The organism is Bdellovibrio sp. HCB288 (assembly GCF_047305935.1).
Classification (GTDB): Bacteria; Bdellovibrionota; Bdellovibrionia; order Bdellovibrionales; family Bdellovibrionaceae; genus Bdellovibrio.
This window is the reverse complement of sequence record NZ_CP178619.1, coordinates 2,461,267-2,479,548: the sequence shown is the minus strand read 5'-3', so window position 1 is coordinate 2,479,548 and position 18,282 is coordinate 2,461,267. Positions and strand designations below refer to the sequence as shown.

General features: G+C 48.3%; 8 protein-coding genes. 3 read left to right on the top strand and 5 right to left on the bottom strand.

What is annotated here, in order from left to right:
- Positions 1-18 precede the first annotated feature (18 nt).
- The 5 genes from ACLVWR_RS12090 to ACLVWR_RS12070 form a co-directional block, all read right to left on the bottom strand.
- Complete coding sequence (locus ACLVWR_RS12090; protein ID WP_413580908.1) at positions 19-378, bottom strand: nucleotide pyrophosphohydrolase; 360 nt, start codon at positions 376-378, stop codon at positions 19-21.
- A gap of 1 nt (position 379) precedes the next feature.
- Positions 380-940: a DNA-3-methyladenine glycosylase I gene (locus tag ACLVWR_RS12085; protein WP_413580907.1), complete on the bottom strand. Its 561-nt coding sequence runs from the start codon at positions 938-940 to the stop codon at positions 380-382.
- Between the two features lie 80 nt (positions 941-1,020).
- Complete coding sequence (locus ACLVWR_RS12080; protein ID WP_413580906.1) at positions 1,021-7,329, bottom strand: Ig-like domain-containing protein; 6,309 nt, start codon at positions 7,327-7,329, stop codon at positions 1,021-1,023.
- A gap of 231 nt (positions 7,330-7,560) precedes the next feature.
- Positions 7,561-8,637, bottom strand: coding sequence for a hypothetical protein (locus tag ACLVWR_RS12075; RefSeq protein ID WP_413580905.1), 1,077 nt, complete (start codon positions 8,635-8,637; stop codon positions 7,561-7,563).
- A complete protein-coding gene (locus ACLVWR_RS12070; protein ID WP_413580904.1) occupies positions 8,634-9,446 on the bottom strand; it encodes a TIGR02147 family protein in 813 nt (270 codons plus the stop codon). Before ACLVWR_RS12070 ends, ACLVWR_RS12075 begins: the two co-directional genes overlap by 4 nt.
- 134 nt (positions 9,447-9,580) lie before the next feature.
- On the opposite strand from ACLVWR_RS12070, the gene ACLVWR_RS12065 reads away from it, so the two are divergent.
- The 3 genes from ACLVWR_RS12065 to ACLVWR_RS12055 all read left to right on the top strand — a co-directional run bounded on the left by ACLVWR_RS12065 (position 9,581) and on the right by ACLVWR_RS12055 (position 18,251).
- A complete protein-coding gene (locus tag ACLVWR_RS12065) occupies positions 9,581-14,410 on the top strand; it encodes a hypothetical protein (RefSeq protein ID WP_413580903.1) in 4,830 nt (1,609 codons plus the stop codon).
- A 172-nt stretch (positions 14,411-14,582) separates the two neighbouring features.
- Positions 14,583-16,739 (top strand): DUF1588 domain-containing protein, encoded by a 2,157-nt coding sequence (locus tag ACLVWR_RS12060; protein WP_413580902.1) that lies wholly within the window; start codon positions 14,583-14,585, stop codon positions 16,737-16,739.
- A 9-nt stretch (positions 16,740-16,748) separates the two neighbouring features.
- Positions 16,749-18,251: a DUF1552 domain-containing protein gene (locus ACLVWR_RS12055; protein WP_413580901.1), complete on the top strand. Its 1,503-nt coding sequence runs from the start codon at positions 16,749-16,751 to the stop codon at positions 18,249-18,251.
- Positions 18,252-18,282: the final 31 nt, after the last annotated feature.

Sequence of the window (18,282 nt, the reverse complement as noted above, 5' to 3'; positions counted from 1 at the left end):
GCCTGCTAATGAGTTTCTTTATTCGTTATATTTCTTGTTGGATCCCCTGGCGGTACTTACGGGATACTTTTCAGCGTTTTGTTGAAGCTTATAATGGAGTGCTGTCGGCAAATCAATTTTATTCATTTGCGCGAATCGCAGGACAAAAAAGAATACATCGGCCAACTCATTCGAGACCTTCTCGCGAAAAAGAGGTGTGTTCAATTTTTCCTGAATTTCCGCATCCGATTTAAACCGAAACAGATCCAAAAGTTCATTGGCTTCCGTCGACATGCCGATGGCCAGATCTTTGGGTGGATGGAATTGATCCCATTCCCGTTCCGAGCAGAATTGTTGCACCATTTGAATCATTTCCGAAATCGAGTCAGATTTATTCATATTACTTCTTCTTGCTCTGGGAATTCCATTTTGGTTTGGCTTTTAGAACCTTCTTGAAGACGGGGCAGTTTTTATCATGAGCCCCCGGCAAATAGCCGGTACTCAATAAAAACTCATTCACGATCTCGCCACCCGTGAACTTAAATGTCTTTTTAAATAACTTCACCCACTCCTCCTTACTTAAAGGATGGTGATGCGCGAGCCACTTTTCAAAGGATCCAAATTCTTTTTGCAGCAGTAAAATAGCCTTGGCATTTTCGATGGCCGCATTGATTTTAAGTCGATTGCGAATCACGCCGGGATCTGCCATCAAACGTTTGCGATCGGCCGCCTTATAGGCCGCTACCTTTTTGACATTGAAGTTATGATAAGCCTTCCGAAATGAATCCTGCTTTTTTAGAATGGTTTCCCAACTAAGTCCCGCTTGATTGATTTCCAGAATCAAACGACAAAATAACTCATTGTCATCGTGAATGGGAAACCCATAAGCCATATCATGATAAGGCTTATGAATGGCTTTTTTCTCGTCTGACATGTGAGTGATCGCTCGGCAGTATGTCATCTCGACCTCGATGCGATCATCCTATCAACTTCGCGAAATAATTCCAATTTTAAAAATTGCCACGCATTGAAGAGCCAGTTTTAAGGATTCACGTATTCGGCTACGCCTTTTAGGCCGTTTTGTGAATATATGAACAACAATGAGTTGCGCTGGCTATCGTAAGCAATACTACTTGCACAAGTGATGGTCGAATTCGGCAGAGTCAACGGAGTTTCAGCGCCGGCATTATTCAAATCGTATTTATACAGCTTTCCATCCGTCCCGCAGGTATAGATATAGTTTTTGGAAAGATCCGCGGTGCGATTTAGAGCAAAGCGCGAGAAGTTGCGTGGAGTCGTAAAGAAAGTCCCCATGGTTCCACTGCCATTCGCATTGAACTGAGCGATGCGCTTTAAATTGTACTCTGGAAGCAACCACATATTTGTGACGTAATCAAAGGCCCCCTGATAACCAGAGTCCTTAGTTAAACCGGTAACCAAACAAGCACTCAATGCCGTTCCATCAGCACAGATCGTGCTTGGAGTGGTAACGCCTCCTCCATAGTAGACAACCTTCGTCAAAGTATTGGCGATGGAATCCCACAAATTGTAGCGTGAATCCACCGCACCGTAAGTTGAACTATAGCCAAAGGTGTTCGTCAAAATTGCGTTGCTACTCATGGCAACAATAGACGGACCGTAATCATATCCAGTCCAAACATCCGACCACAATCCAGTGGAGCGCGTGATTTTCGAGAAGTAGCTGCCTCCACGAGGCATGTAGATATCACCATTGGCCGCGACCTGCATACGTGAAGGATAGTTATCAGATGAAGTTCCTATCGGACCTTCAACCGCAAGAGTCCCCGCACTTGGCGTGCCTGCCCATTGAACACCAGCGACGGTATAAATCGTATTTCCTGGCATGAACTCACGCACGCGAATATCCGTTAAATCGAAGACTGTAATATAGCTTTGCCCTGACGAGTTCCAAGATTTCACATCCGTCAAATTGGCAAAGCGAACAGCAAGCGCCTGACGTCCATCATCTGACCCCAGTCGATCTCCCACCAACGTTTTAATCTTTCCATCAGCCGCAATCGTGCGAACTGCCTTGGCTTTGGAGTCGATATAGAAAATCTGTCCCTGGCTGTTGAAAGCCAGCGCCTGAGCAGAAATAGCACAGTTGCTTTGCAGAGTATCTTCAGCACAGGTCCCGGATTTGTTTGTGCCATAAAGCTGAACCCACTTCAGGGTTGCAGGATTGAATTTAAAAATCGACTGAACAGAGCCATTTCCATTATAGGCTGCATAAGCATTACCACTGCGATCATGGTAAAAGTTTGCAAAGTCACGGAAACCACCGCTGGCCTTGATGTAACCCGGAGCCGGCAGAAAGCTAACACCGGTCACTGGATCCACCTGAGCAGACACGCGCCCCTCGCTTGTCGTCGTCGAGAATGGGCAATTTGCATTACCACCGATTTGCATCCACCAAATCAGATTATTGATATTGCCCGAATCATCGAAGGTCATATAGTACGAGGCCGTCGTACACTTTGTATTATCCTGGCTGCTGGAAAAGGTATTTCCCGTACCCGTGAAAGTGATCGTACTGATGATATCCGTAGCTGCCGTATATTTTCTTAACCTATGCCCGCTGGCATCACGGAAGTACACATCCCCATTTGACGCCACTGTCAGTTTCGAAATATCTGCCGTTGCCAGATAGTTCAAAGCTCCTGAAACGTAGTCACCGGAAGTTGTTCCACCACCAATAAATCTGGTGACGGTCATGGGGCTGACGCGGGTATTGATCTTACGAATAGATCTGTAGTCCGCCACCAGGATGTCATTGTTATTATCAACCCAAATACCATTCACTGATTTAAATTTCGCACTGGTGAGTGGCCCACCATCACCCGACGCTGTAGCAGCGTAGGTCGCAAGCACTTCATACACACCCGTTGTCGGATTCACCCAAGCCAGTCCACGGGTGTCGACCACGAAAATACGTCCATCATCCAGAATCGCCAAGGAGTTGTTTCCGGAAGGCAACATCACCGCTGATTTTGCGCTAGAGCCCAATCCCAGATCCGTATTCCCGGCAAGGAAGTTCACTGATCCTGAATTCAAAGGATTGCTGACTATATTCGTCGAGAAGCCCAAGGCATCTGTTACTTTCAGTTTTATACGGAAGTATGTTCCCACCGGAGCCGAAAGCACTGCACATCCCGTAAACCCTGCAGTCACGGAACAACCGCCGTTTGCCGTATTGCCCAATCCCGAAGCCAAAGTCCCGGCATCGGTGGAATCATCGGTCGTGTATAGAATTTGAATCGGAGAAGCCGACAATCCCGTCACGCTGGAAATATTCCATTTCACGTAGACTGAATTCCCAGCACCAGCAACCAAATCTGCTCCCGCTGGTGGAGTTCCCGGAGAGTCAGTGGCCGTCAGTTGAATGGCACTAATCACTGGAGGCAGTGGTGAATTGTACACGATAGAACCTGAGTCAACGCCACTGCTTGCGGCATTCGTTGAAATGTTTCCAACTGCATCCATCAACCAAATGTAAATCGGATAAGTTCCTGAAGACAAACCCACGTTGTAGTAGATGCTGGATGTACTTATAGTTTTTGCTGCCGTCAGGCCATAAGAACTGACTGAAACCCAGCATTCGTCGGAGGACGTTGGAATACTGCTGGTGGTTTGCATACAAATCTTGGAAATATTCGTAAGCGCATCCGAGGCGGAAACCGCAACCTTTACGTTGTTGTTTGTCGTGGACGCTACGCCATTATTCAAAGTGAACGACGACAGAGTCGGCGCACCGCTGTCAATCGTGAAGGAATTTGATGTGCTGGTCGTCGCATTCCCCGCCTGATCAGTCAAAGTCACACGAACACGCGCTGATGAAGTATTCCATACCGGAGCCGCGACAGTATTTAGATTGTAAGACTTGGCAGAGTTCAAGCCTGCCGTCGCCGACAGATTGCCAAAGGATGTCCATGAAGAGCCATCATAAATTTCCACGGTGAATGAAGAACTGGATGGCACGTTTGCCTCTGTCACAGTCCAGTTTATGCTGAGGGTGCCGCCACCCGCTGCTGCCGTGGGCGTCGTCAGGGAGATGGCGGGAGCTGTAGTATCCTTAACTATGATTTTTGCAGATGATGATCCTACGTTGCCGGCCACATCCGTTTGACTTGCACTTAACGTGTAGGATCCGTCAACCAAAGCCGTCAGATTTAGATTAACCGTCCAATTGCCACCAGAACAAGCCGCGGTCACACCGGATAATCCAGCGATAGTCACAGTGCTGCCATCTTCTGAGCAGGCTCCACTAATGGTATAAGAACTGACCGATCCCACTGGTACCACGGTTGGACTTCCCGCAGGCGTCGCAATCGTGACCGCAGGCACCACTGTATCCACTATCCAGGAGTACGACTGCACGGTACCTTGATTGCCAGCAGTATCCGTCGCATAGACATGAAACTGATGGCTTCCCTCGGCCAAGGAACTATAGATAACACCGGATGAACACGAAGCGTAGGCACCGCCATCAATCTTACATTGATATCCTGCGATTGCTCCACCACCCGTATCCGTTCCAACAAATGAAAATACAGCTGCTGCCGAATTCCAATTTGCTGCGGGTTTACCAGTAATGGAAAGCACCGGAGCGATCACATCGACAGTCCAACTGAAGTTTGCAACGGCTGAATTGTTTCCTGCGGTATCGGTCGTATACACCTCAAAAGTGTGAACACCGCCAGCTAACGCATTGTAAGTGATTCCGGATACACATGAACTTGCAGTGACGCCATCAAGACTGCAATAGTATCCGGCGATGGCACCACCGCCAGAATCACCCGCACTGAATGTGAATTGCGCTGTCGTGGAGTTTGTCAGTGCGGCAGGTGTCGTCAACAATGTCAAAGTTGGAGCCGCCAAATCCACGGACCATGTGTGAGTATGAATCGTGCTGGAATTGCCCGCGGTGTCTTTGACCCTTACGTCAAAAGTATGACTGCCTTGAGTCAGAGCACTTAAATCACGAGGACTTGAGCAATCAGCATAGCCTCCGCCATCAAGTTGGCAGGAGTATCCGTCAATCGCACCACCACCAGCATCGGTTGCTGAAAACAGAAACTGCGCCGTCTGGGAATTCGTCAAGGATGCTGGTGTTTGATCCAAAGTTAAAACCGGTAACGTGGTATCTATAACCCAGTCATAATTTGTTGCGGCACTGGGATTTGAATTATTATCGATAGAGCGTACACCAAAAGTGTAACTGCCCTGCACCAATGAACTGTACGATTTCGGCGACGAACAAGCTGTCCACGACCCCGAGTTTATTTGGCACTCATAACCGGTGATCGAACCACCTGAAGGGGCCGTCGCCGAAAAAGTAAATGTCGCTGTCGTCTGGTTTGTCACTGAATCGGGATAGGTGATAATCGACGCCATCGGAGTCGATGTATCCACAGTCCATGCATACGTTGTCGCCGTCCCTAAGTTTCCGGCGGTATCCGTGGCTCTAACTTTAAACGTATGTCCACCGTCAGCCAGACCTGCATAAGATTTTGGCGTGGAGCAACTTGCATAGGCAGCACTATCAAGGGCGCACTCATAACCGGCAATACTGCCCCCGCCGGTGTCACTGCCGACAAAAGAAAAATTCGCACTCTGGGAGTTTGTGGTCGCCAGAGGTTTTGAAGTTAAAGTAACAGTGGGTGCCGTCGTATCGATGGTCCAATTATAAGTCTGAATGGCTGAACTATTGCCAGCACCGTCAAATGCCCGGGCTTTGAAACTATGAGAGCCTGCTGCGACTACCAAACTTGTAATTGCAGTACAGGTTGTATAAGTGCCGCCATCCACACTGCAAGAATACCCAGCCAGGCCGGAGCCACCACTGTCGGTCGCCGACAAAGTAAATGACGCCGACAAGGAATTCGTCAACACGCCGGGACCAGTAAGTGTCAAAATCGGAGCCGTTAAATCAATATGCCAAGTTTTGGAGTCAGCAATTGAGATATTTCCTGCGGCATCAACAGCACGCACCGCCACGGTGTGATCACCCTCCGCCAAACCACTAAATACGACAGGACTCGAACACCCTGTCCAGGCGCTGGAATCCAGTTTACATTCAAAATGGTCTATACTTCCAACACCGTCATCCCCGGTAAAGGAAATACTTTGTGAAGATGATTTACTCTGTGCCAATGGCTGGGTCGTGATGGTCACGGTCGGAATAACTGTATCCAGGGTGACATTCACTGAGGAAGGAACTTGAGAGATGACTCCCGCAGAATCCTTCGCCCAAAGGTAAAGTGTTTTTACGCCATCGCCGCTGGAGGCAATTGTATAGTTCACATCCTGAGAATTGTTTTGCGTGCAAGTGACAGGAAAATCCACCGATGAAACTGGAACTGTTGCACTTTCATTGATTAGCAAACCTTTAAACGAATCACAGGATGCCAATGCAGCACCCGTGTACAGCGTCAGAGTAACACTTCTGGAGTTGATGGGATGAGTGCTGGCCTGCGCAGGATTCGAAATCACCAAATTCAGCGGCTGTGGCAGCACATTGTTCGTAATATTCAAAGTTGAAGTGACAATCTTGTGCTCTTTAGTCAGATCCACAGCACTGCTGCCGTCATTCTTACCTACTGTCAAAGTCAGAGTGTGGTTGCCTTGGGAATCCCCTGAAGGCACATACAAAAAGTCATTTCCAGTTCCGATAACCTGATCATCCAATTTCCATTGATAGACGATATCGTAAGCTGTGGACCAGTGAACGGCATTAGCCTGTAGTTCCAGCGCAACTTTTTCCTGCCCGGCAGCAGGTGTCGTTACTGACGCCACATAAGGTGCCGCATCCAACAACGTCACTGGACTGAAACCAAACAGGTTCGTGAATCGCGTCGTTGCCTCTTCACTGGCTATCAGAATGTCATAGGCCTGTTGCGCACTTGAAGCACTATTCAACATCGCCATCAGCAATGTCATATTCTTTGGGTCAGTATTAAGTGCATTAAAGAGGGAATCTTTTTGGCTCGTGTACATGACGAAACCCAACAAAGATGACGCCATAGTGACGTCCTGATTAGCGCTGCCCGTAACTGGGCGATAGTAAACGTGTGAAGAGCAATCACGCACTTCCACCAGCAAAGTCCCGGCATAGTCGGACTTTCCGATGGCCTGACTGGAAAAGCTGTACTTGCCTTCTGCATCCAGGGCCGTTGAATCCAGGGCTGGTGACTCCAATTCACCTGAAGAGTTCATCTTATACAGATAGGCTGTTGGAGATGTGCAACTCTGCACCAAGGTCTGAACGGACATGCCTGAAGTAGCGGAATAGCCTACAAGCTGCCCTGTTACTTTTGAAAGACCACTCAACTCGGCCAACTCGGATAATTTAAGTTCTAATGTGCATGAGCTTAATAGAATAGAAAACAGAAAGAGAACGACAGTTCTACTGAGAATGACCCCATATTGCTTTCCATTACGACCCAAGTTAAGCATGACATCTTATCGGTCAAGAAATCTTGAATCTTGAAACTTTATGAGTATAAATACATTTATTGTTCGGTGATGAATGTCTCACCGAACATAAAAGTGAGTTGTACTTTAAAAGCGAATACGCCCCACTGGACGATTCATTGAATCAAACACGGTCAGATATATTCGGTCGCCTGCCACAGGCTCCTCAAAGTTGACGTAAAGACCATCGCGGTATGTTGCAAAGTCCGAACGCTTACCTGCGTAGCTCAAGTAGCTTTCGTACTGGGTATTCGCGAAAAGAGTGATATGCCCAGCTCGGCCCATATAAACCAACAAAGCCTGATAGTAATATGACTTTGGATTTTTTGCGGCTTTCATTACGATGCTCTGGCTGATAGCACTGTTGCAGGAGCGTACATAATCGATTTCGGCTATTTTGGATTTATAAACGGTGAAATCGTGCAATAACATGCACTCCAGATATCGCTCTCCCACCAAATCCACCAGCATCGCGGTATTCAATGTGCTGCCGTTTTCCTTCGGCAGAACATCACGCTTCAAATCGATCGCCAAAGAGGTGATCAAAGACAAGGTGCGATCTGAAAGAATCTGCCCCATATTGGTCACAAAGCGATACAAGGCCGCATAGTTTTCGTGATTTTGGAAGTAAGCCTGGCCATCGATTTCAAGGTTCACAACCTGGTCGTAGGTCAAACTGGTGCTCACCATCCACAATGCTTCGTGAAGCAAAATGGCCGCTTGTTCTGCTTCTTTCAAAGCATAGAACTCCTCCATCAGAACAGTGATTCTGCTGCTTGGGCCACTTGCCGCAAACATCACAACCTTGTCCGAGGACATCTTCAGCATTCTTGCATATTGATCGTGAATTCCCTGGCGAGTCGCCTCTGAAATATCGCCAGCCTTTACGCGGTAATACTTACGATCCATCGTCGGATAGATCGCAGACATCAACACCCCTTTGACCGAGGACTTGATCGGCATGGTGTCGATTTCTTCAAGCAGACGCATCAGGCCCGGAATGTTTTGCGGGGATTCTGGCTCTTCTTCAAAACGAAGATTCGCGGAAAAAAATGTCTCCATAGTTTCACCGCTGCGAACGCCGCCGCCGCCGTTTTGAACTTCACGCACAGCGTGCGCGCTAAGTGCCTGAACCAATACCAATACAAACAGAATTTGTTTCACGCTTCATCCCCTTTAAGCTCAAACAACTGAATGGACATACTGTAGACTTTGTTTTTGCCTGGCATTGCTGCCAGTTCCTGAGACAGCATACGACGGAATTCACGGATACGTTCTTTTGCGTAGGCCAATTGATCCGCATCTACGCCGAACACCACGGAAGACAAGTCACGAGATTCCACCGGATCCACTTGCAACGAGCGCTGCGCTCGGCCCAACATCTGGCGATGAAAATTCTGAATCGCCGTTGAAGGTACGTCTGAGGATGTCGTCGAATCAGGATCCGAAGGCTTCCATTTGCCGTTTTCTTCCTTCAGCAAGCCCACCTGCATCAAGCGATCAATCGTCGCTTCCGCCTCGCCCACTGTGATTTTTAATCGGTTGGCGATTTCCGCATGGTTATGATTCATTTCTGGAAGATCGATCAATTCAAGGACGGCCAGATTCTGCCAATCCGCGATCAGATGAAAGTCTTCATCAGCAATTTTTTGAGAACCCATACGATGGGATTTCAAACGTTCTGCCGCAGATTTTTTTGCAATCTTACTGCGAGCATGTTCCGCCTGAACAAGGTCAATGAAGTAGGCCCGTTCTTTTCCTTTGAGCTGCAATTTTTCAGCGATCAATGCTGCTCGCGAATCGGATAAACCGGCTTTGGAATTCAAAACTTCACTTAGGCGGGAAACTGAAACACCGATATCCCGCGCGAAAGCACGCAATGAATAAGATGGATTCTTTCGTTGTCGCTTGCGAAGTTCTTCAATCAAAATGCTTCTGTAAGTGCTCTTCATAATGGACCAGATGTATCCCATTTGAGTCACTTTTTTACAACTGCGTAACAAGAGGATTCGAGCAAGTGTTTCGGGAGCGTCCATGAGTAATTGACGCAATCGATAATCGTATTTAAACGAAAACTCCCTCACATTAGTCAAAATTCATTCAAGATATGGTTAAAATCGACCGACTTTTTATACGTATGGAAGTTTGGAACGTCTCAAAACCATTCAAATATTTCGTCTTGTTGTTATCATTGCTGATAACGGCGTCTGGTTGCTCCCTTAGTCTGGAATTATCGAGCCTATTTGATGGCAAAGTAACAGGCAGCATCAATCTATCTCAGGCAACCTCACTATCCTGCACAGAGCCAAATTCTGTGGGCATTTACTCTGTCCAAAATGGCACAATTTCTGCGACACCAATCAAAACTGCGAGTGTCGCAGGTGACGGAAAATTCCAAATTCAACTCGAGGAAAGTGAAGAGAAACTACTCGCTCAAGAACGCTTCATTTTGCAAGCCTCCCTTTGCGGAAAACGCATGAGTCGTCCCGTTACAGGATTCACAGAGCAAACCATTGATATATCCAGTAACCTGATTCCACTTATCTCGTCCTCGCAAATTGCGAACCTAAGAACTTGGGATCAGCTTGCTCCAGCAGAAATCACGTCATTGCTTAAAGAAATCAACTCAATCCAGGCTGATTCAAGCAAAGAACTTTTTGATGCATTAACAGACGGGTCACACAACGAATTAAAACTTCGTCTGGAACAAGCTTTTAATATTTCCGATATTCAATTGATCAAAGACACCACGGCACCGGAAGTGCAAAGCTGGACAGCACCAAACTCCATCGTCGAGGGTTCACCACTAACATATCAGGCAAGTGTTAAACACTGGTATTATACGACAGCTACCATGGCTTATGACTGGCGTTGGGATGGTGCTACACTGACCACGAACGATATCATCAGCATTCCACTTACAAAAAATTCGCAAGGAACTCACACTCTGCTTTTCCAGGCGGGTTTTTCTGATGGCAGTGGTGGAATTGATACTGCAAAGGGTGTCGTCAGCAAAAATCTTTCCGTTAAAATTCCCAACACTTATCCAGCCCAGGTTCCACCAACAACTTTGGTTTCGGCTTCACCAACGAATTCCCTGGTCGCAAGTATTTCCCTGAACACGGGAGCATCGCTGGAGAACTGTGCGACATTTTCAGGTATTGCCTTTTCTGAAGTTCCTACTTCCATCGGTTTGACGGCAGGTAACTTCACGTCTTCCTGTTCAATTGCAGGAACCCAAACATACAACTACACTTTCGCCCCAGGCGATGGAGCAAAATCCATTTATGTCTGGACCCGGGATAGTTCTGGATTCATTTCTGCCTCCCCGCAGATTGTTTCCCTTGTTCTGGATCAAACGACTCCGGCGCTTACAATTGGAGCTCTCAACTCTCTTTATCGGGGTGATCAAACTGCAAGTATCAGCTTCACAGCCACTGATCTTACGACGAATATCACCTCCCTGAAACTTGTGGTGACTGACGATGGATCTGCGGCCTCCAGCGAAATCGACATCACCAATGCAAGCAGTCCCTACAGCCTGACTCTTCCTGCAATTTCCACATCCAAGGCGGCAGTGAAGTTGGTTGCCACTGATGAAGCTGGCAACTCGAATGACGTCTCTTCGGGACTCTTCACTATTGACTCGATTCTTCCAGCGGCACCAAGTCTTAGTTTATTGACGGCATCATTAACCAAGGATTCACTGGTTAACTTCAATATTCTAAACTGCACCGACTACAGTTCTGTTTTAGTTACAGAAAGCAGCGTGACTCCAAATCAGAATTCCAGTGGATGGATTGCCTGCAATGAAGTAGTGCCCTACACGCATGCGATAACCGGCGATGGAACGCATACTATTAAAGTCTGGGCAAAAGACTCTGCCGGAAATATTTCCGCCACAGCCGGCACTCTGGCAGTTACGCTGGATTCAATCGCGCCAACATTGACATGGGTGACGCCAACCGCAGACGTTTCCATCAACACAGCCATGACTGTTTCCTGGAAGGTGACAGATCTGCATACCTCCACCGCACAAAACACTGTGCTTTCTTACAGCACCGATGCTGGTGCGAATTGGACGACTCTGTCCACAGCTGCTCTTCCTGCAACTTCGGCGACCAATCAAACTTATTCTTATGCGATGACGGCACCCGCAACCATCACGACGATGATGTTCCGGGTGACTGCCACAGACTCCTTGGGAAATATCCGCACTTTGAATCGCACCATCGTCGCCGAATCCGAAGCGCCAGAGCTTTTAAGTTTAACTTTGGCAGGTGGAAATACCATCGTGGGTATCACCTCGGTCAGCGCTCAATTGGCAGTAAACCATCGAGCATCACCAACGAGCTTGATGCGTCTGATAGAAGGTGTTGGCCCTACCGACATTAACGCCGCGACTTGGGTTCCATTTTCAGCCAGCGCATTTACATTTGAACTAGGAAAAACTCCTGGTGGCAAAACCATCTATGCACAGGTTAAAAATTCCGCCGGCTTTGAAAGCAATATCATTTCCTCAAATATCACTTTGGAGTTCGGTGCACCTCCAGTCATCACGGTGATTTCACCTAAAAATTCCGACGGACCATTTGATGGCGGAAATGCCGTAAATATCCAATGGACCTGCACGACTTCCGGCAGCACCACTTTGGATGCGGCTCCCATCACAATTTCCTATAGTGCTGATGATGGTGTTTCGTACCAGGTTATTGCAGCCAACATTGCCAACTCCGGAAGTTACTCATGGTCCTTCCCGGCGACACTAACCACAAACAGTCCTTTCAAGATTTTGATTGCCTGTAAAACCGCCGCCGGGGTTATCACGACTGGTCTTTCTGAGCTGACTAACACCAGCTGGAAAGTTCTGGTTGGAAACCCGGGTAATATGGACTACGGCGTTCATATCAACTCAGTGGATTTGTCAGCCTGGAATGCTGTCCATGGGGACGCGACGAATAATCTTTATTCGGGTACAAAAAACGGAATCATTCGTGTGGACCGCAAATCAGGTATTGTCGATGAATGGCTGGGTGTTTTGGGCACCCCGGGCTGTCCGACGGCCCTGTCCACTCCGGCAAACATTCGTTTCACCAATCCTCGGATTGTTGACATCACCAATGAACAGATGACCATTGTCTCCGGTCCTTGTGCATCAATAACCAGAATTAATATTTCTGACAAAAGCATAGTCTGGCACCGCGTGGTTCCCGAGATTTCCTGGAAAGAAAATTCCTTGGATTTCTATTTAAAGAAAGGAAGTGGATACTATTACTTCCCGTCCATCACACCATTGGGCGTGCGCTATAAATTCTGGATGCTGGATTTAAGCTCCACTTCCACCACGGCTGTGCATATTATGGGTACGCCTGAATGTATTGAAGACCTGCCAACGGCGCACCTGAATACCGATGCAAAAACGGCAGCCCTTCATTGCTCAACGGCAAGTGCTATTGTGGTATCTCCGGATCAACAGACTATTAAATACTATCTGGAAACCAAAACCAGCGGCATGTATGTCGCCAAAATGGAATACAACTCCTCCCTGCAAACTTATATTTATACAAGCATTCAAGCTACCAGCAGCAACGACAGTGTGCTTTCACGCTGTCTGCAAATGGGCAGCAATAATTCCAGATACGTTTGTGTCAATGCCACCGGTCAATCAAAACGCGTCAACTACTTTGATACTGCAACAAATGCGGCACTTTCCGCAAACGGTCATGACTTGGCGACTTTCAACAACAGCGGTTCCATGCAAATGAGCTTCGGTGCCTCCAATACTGCAGTCTACGCAGCGATGAACACCACAAATCAACTTTTCGAGATTAAGTTCGATGCCGATGGAAAACTCACTTCAACACAAATTGGTGGATCACCCTTTTTCACATTCGGAAATGGCTCGGATCCTGGGAAAGTGGCCTTTACCGGAATTATGGGTATGGCATTTTATGAACCGACTAACACATTGTATGTGCGCGGTGTGAACCATTTACGTCGAATCACACTGGACCCGGCAACTAAAAAAGCCACCATGATCGATACTGCGATGAATTCAAATCCACTGGGTAATAGCGGTGTCTTCGGAGACCTGGCTATCAATCCGGCAGGAACAATCATTGCCGCCAACTCCACAAACAATGGTCTTTACCCATGGGCGGCAATGAGCCTTAGCAGTTGGACCACCACTTTGAATCCGGCAACCTCCGCATACAGTGTATCCGGCACGACGGGCTATTTTGGTGGAGGATTTAATGATGCCTCATCACTGGTACTGGGAAGTTCTTTTTCGTATACAGCACCTTACTTCCTCTATGACCCTCAGGCTTCATCGACATTCCTGTCTGACAATGCTTTCTATTTCAGTGCAGCCACTGACAAAAACTTTTCGCAAAATCTTTGGATCTATCGAAGTATTGGCGGAACGATCACCTCGGTCGCGGGAAAATCCGGCGCTGCAGGTCCGTCCGCTTCACCAACTGGCACCTCGGCCTTGGACACATCTTTTTCCTATATCTACGGATTGCAACCTGCGACAGCAGATGGCAGTGGCAATACGGATTTGCTGGTCTTTGATTCATCGAAACTTCGCCGGGTGAGTTTACTGACAGAAAGTGCAAATCCAAAAGTTTATGATGTCATTGATTTCGCCAGCCTTCCCAACTATCCAGGTAACCGGGTATGGAGCCATGGTGTTCATGATACGGCTACGGGCTGGAGCTATTTGGTCGTTTCATCCCATGATTCTCCGGATGGAAAATCCCACCTGTGGGCGGCTCACGCTACTTCGGGCTTTGAGGAGATTTCCCTCGCTGGTTTAAATGTCCCGGGCCTCAAGGCGACCTTCGGAAAAGACATCGGACTTAAGATCACGACCGTGGGTTTATTGATGATAGATTCCACTAACAAACGCATACTAATCCACCCGCTTAAGTAGCTAAAACTTAAACAGATTACCGGTGCTCCACATGTGCCCCCAGCAATGCTCAGGAAACACCGGGAACGTTCGTCCAGAGTTCGGCTTGAATTGAGTCATCCGACAAAGAACTTGTTTAGCCCCCAAATGTCTCTGTTATTCTTAAAACTGAGTCGTGTTCCGTTTATGGGGGATGAAATTGAAACAAACCATCATCACAAAATTTAAGCGCATTGGCATAAAGCCAGCCATCTTGTTAGCTGGTGCCACCGTGACGATCTTTTCGTTTCAGAACTGTGGCGAGGGCTTTACCGTCATCAGCAATTTGCAAAGTATTGAGGGCACCAACCAGCCTGAATACGTGGATGAGTCCACGGATGTCACAGCCGGTAAACAGCTCTACGCACAAAACTGTGCTGGCTGCCATGGTGTTTTCGAAAACTCAACAGTGTCAGGCAAATCATTAATCGATATCAAAACTGCGATCGCCAACACTCCGCAAATGTTCGCCTTCCAGGCTTTGTCAGATTCCCAATTGGAACTGATTGCTCTGGCATTAAATCCGGGTTCGCCGGGCACAACAACTCCGACACCATCTCCTTCACCTACTGCGACGGCTTCACCTTCGCCTACAGTGTCTCCAACTGTAAGTGCAACACCCTCGCCGACAGTTTCGCCGTCCCCGACAGCGTCACCCTCTCCGTCACCCACAGTAACTCCTTCGCCGTCACCGACGGTGCCTGCGAATACGTTTGCCTGCCAACCGGGTGAAGACCCAGGAGTTCGTGATCTGCGCCGTCTTTCGCGTCGTGAGTACCTGCAAACATTGAAGCTGCTCTCTTACGGCAAAGTGTCCATTGATTCCCTGCAAACAGACATCGACAATCTTCCGGCCGATGTTGTGACCGGAGTTTTTGACACTACGGATACGTCAGTTTCCGCAGCTCATATCGAAGCGCATATGACTCTGGCTAAAAAAGTTGCCGGCTTGTTCGTCGCAAGCTCCACTTGGAGATCCTCGGCAATGGGCAGCTGTAGCAGCATGACTGATTCCTGCTGGAATAACTTCTTTAATGGTTTTGGTCGATTGGTCTTCCGCCGCCCACTGACCACAGCAGAGCAACAGACTTATAAAGACCTCTATAACTCTGAATACGGCGGCAATCTTACTGACGGCTTGACGGTTGCCATCATGGCTATGTTGCAGTCGCCGAATTTCCTCTACAAGATCGAACTGAACGGAACTCCAGTGAATGGTCGTGAGGATCTGGTTAAACTCACCGACTACGAACTTGCATCGCGTATCGCCTTCCTGGCAACGGGTCGCGGTCCAGATGCGGCTTTGCTATCTGATGCCGCGAATGGCAACCTGGCTACGGCAGATGGTTACAAAACTGTCGTCAATCGCGTGTTCGCAACAGCAGATTCCAAAGAACACGTGGGCGAGTTCTACAGCCAGTGGTTGGGCATCAACCGTATGCCTTCATCAAATCACTCGACCTGGTTCCTGGGCAATGTGCCTCGCGCCTCCATTCAACCAGAAGCTGTGCAGGAGATGAAAGACTTCACCAACTACTTTACTTACACAGTGGCTGGTACTTACAAACACCTTATGGCTTCCAATGCGTCGTTCACGCAAGGCACAGCACTGACGCAAATTTACGGTGTCGCAAAAGGTGTTGATTTGCCTGCGGCAGAACGTCAGGGAGTCATGAGTCGCGTCGGTTTCATGTTCGCCCCAACAGACAACACCAGTCTGGTGCATCGTGGTCTGGTGGTTCGCAGAAATCTTCTATGCGATTCCATCCCACTGCCGACAATTGGTCCGGATGAAAAAGATCTGTTTGCACCACCGATCCCGGATCCAACGCAATCTCAACGTCAGCAAATTGAAACACGCACAGCCGCGGTTCGCTGCCAGGCCTGTCACTCGTTGATCAACCCAATGGGCTTTGTTCTGGAAAATTACAATGCCTTCGGGAAATACCGCACGGTGGAGAGTATCTTTGATTCCACTGGCAAGATCATCGCAAGCCACCCGGTGAACTCAAAAGTGAAACCTAACATTGAATCCGCCAATGACCCTGAGGTGAATGGTCCGGCAGAAATGGCTCACGCCATCGCCAACTCTTCCCGCGGTCCGGCTTGTATGGTTAAACAATGGGGCACTTACACTATGGGCCGCGCGATCACTGCCGCGGACAATTGCTCTATGAACACCAGCTTCTCGCAATTGACAGATCCGTCCAAAGCGAGTTCCAGCGGTGATCAACCAGGTACTATTTTAAATATGTTTAAATCACCAGCGTTCGATGCGAACTTCCGTTTGCGTAAACGCGGGGCCCTTTAAGAGGTTCGTATGCATTGGAATAAATTATCACGTCGCCAGTTTTTAAGAGGTTCAGGGACATTCGCACTGGCCCTGCCCTTCTTGCCATCCATGCTGCCTTACGCGGAGGCGCAAACGGGTCCCAACTTAAAAAAACGTTTTATCGCCATCCACAATGGTCACTGTCAGGCCGTGGAGCAATGGTTGCCCGACCCAGCCAAGTTCACTTGGACGGAGTCGCAAACTTACGCTCGTCAGGTGGCATTGTCGGCAATTCCAGGCGCTATGTCGCCGGTTTTGGGTACGCAGTTTGATGCCCTTCGCTCGAAGCTAACTATTCTTTCCCGCTTGGATCCTTTATCCAAAACTCCAAATCACAATGCCGAGTGCATGCTGACCGGCGGTGTGGTTTCTGAAGCAGTCTCCAGTATCGACCAGGTTATTGCAAAATTCCTGTATGGGGGTTCACCGCTGAATTTGTATGTGAAGTCCGTGGACGACGGAAACTACAACGGGGCCTCGCAAATGAGTGTCCTGAATAAACAATACGTTCAGGGGCAATTCAATCCTTCGGCCGTTTTTTCAAATATGTTTGGAACCTCAACCGGCCCCACAACACCAACTGCGGATCCCAACAAACTGACTCGCCGGGATATCCTGGTGGCCGATAAAGTTTTTGCAGAATACCAGTCCCTGCGCTCGAACAAACGTCTTTCAAAGGATGACTTGGCCCGCGTTGAGCAACACATGGCCCTGATCACAGACCTGCAAAAGAAACTAAACTCCAGCATCGTGACAACCACTCCGCCGGTGGCTTGTTCGTCCCCTTCAGGACCAAGCAGTTCTCCGACCAAGTCCTCGAATCCTGCCGACTTCCAAGTGGTGATTGACCAGATGTTTGATGTGATTGAAGTGGGAGTTAAATGTGGCAAAATCCAAGTGGCTACTTTGATGATGCACGTTTACGACTATTTCAGTGGCTCGGTCAATTTTGTTCCCGGCATCACCGGTTCAAACCGCTTCCACGAGGATATTAATCACGCCGGTACGGCGGAGTTGCGTACGATGAAGCTTGCAATGATGACTTTCTTTGCAAGTCGCGTTTCGCGTTTCTTGACCAACATGAACACAGTTGAAGACACCAATACCGGTGCCACCTATCTGGATAATTCCCTGATTTTCTGGGGCAATGACCAAGGTACAACGAAAGACACCAATGCTCATAATTCTGTGAACAATCCTGTCTTGCTGGCAGGAAGTGCTGGTGGCTTTATTAAGCCAGGTCGTCACATTGATTACGGTCCGTCTTATGGTTCCACTCGCCGCCCGATTGGTGGTGATGAGAGTGCTTACAAACGAGGCCGCCCGTACAATCAGTTGTTAATCACGATCATGCAGGCGATGGGCATGCAACCGGCCGACTACGAGGTCGGGACAACTCAAGGCTACGGAGTATACGGCACCCTGGAATCCAGTTACACTTACCTAGGGGTCAATCACCGCAGAGAAATTCTGCCGCTGATCACCGGTTAATTGAAAGTACTTCAACGAAGGGGCTCTGGAA

Excerpts from the sequence above, each read along its gene's own strand:
- ACLVWR_RS12090 (WP_413580908.1), bottom strand. The coding sequence starts at position 378 with ATGAATAAATCTGACTCGATTTCGGAAATGATTCAAATGGTGCAACAA.
- ACLVWR_RS12060 (WP_413580902.1), top strand. The coding sequence starts at position 14,583 with ATGAAATTGAAACAAACCATCATCACAAAATTTAAGCGCATTGGCATA.
- ACLVWR_RS12070 (WP_413580904.1), bottom strand. The coding sequence starts at position 9,446 with ATGGGATACATCTGGTCCATTATGAAGAGCACTTACAGAAGCATTTTG.
- ACLVWR_RS12055 (WP_413580901.1), top strand. The coding sequence starts at position 16,749 with ATGCATTGGAATAAATTATCACGTCGCCAGTTTTTAAGAGGTTCAGGG.
- ACLVWR_RS12065 (WP_413580903.1), top strand. The coding sequence starts at position 9,581 with ATGGTTAAAATCGACCGACTTTTTATACGTATGGAAGTTTGGAACGTC.
- ACLVWR_RS12085 (WP_413580907.1), bottom strand. The coding sequence starts at position 940 with ATGACATACTGCCGAGCGATCACTCACATGTCAGACGAGAAAAAAGCC.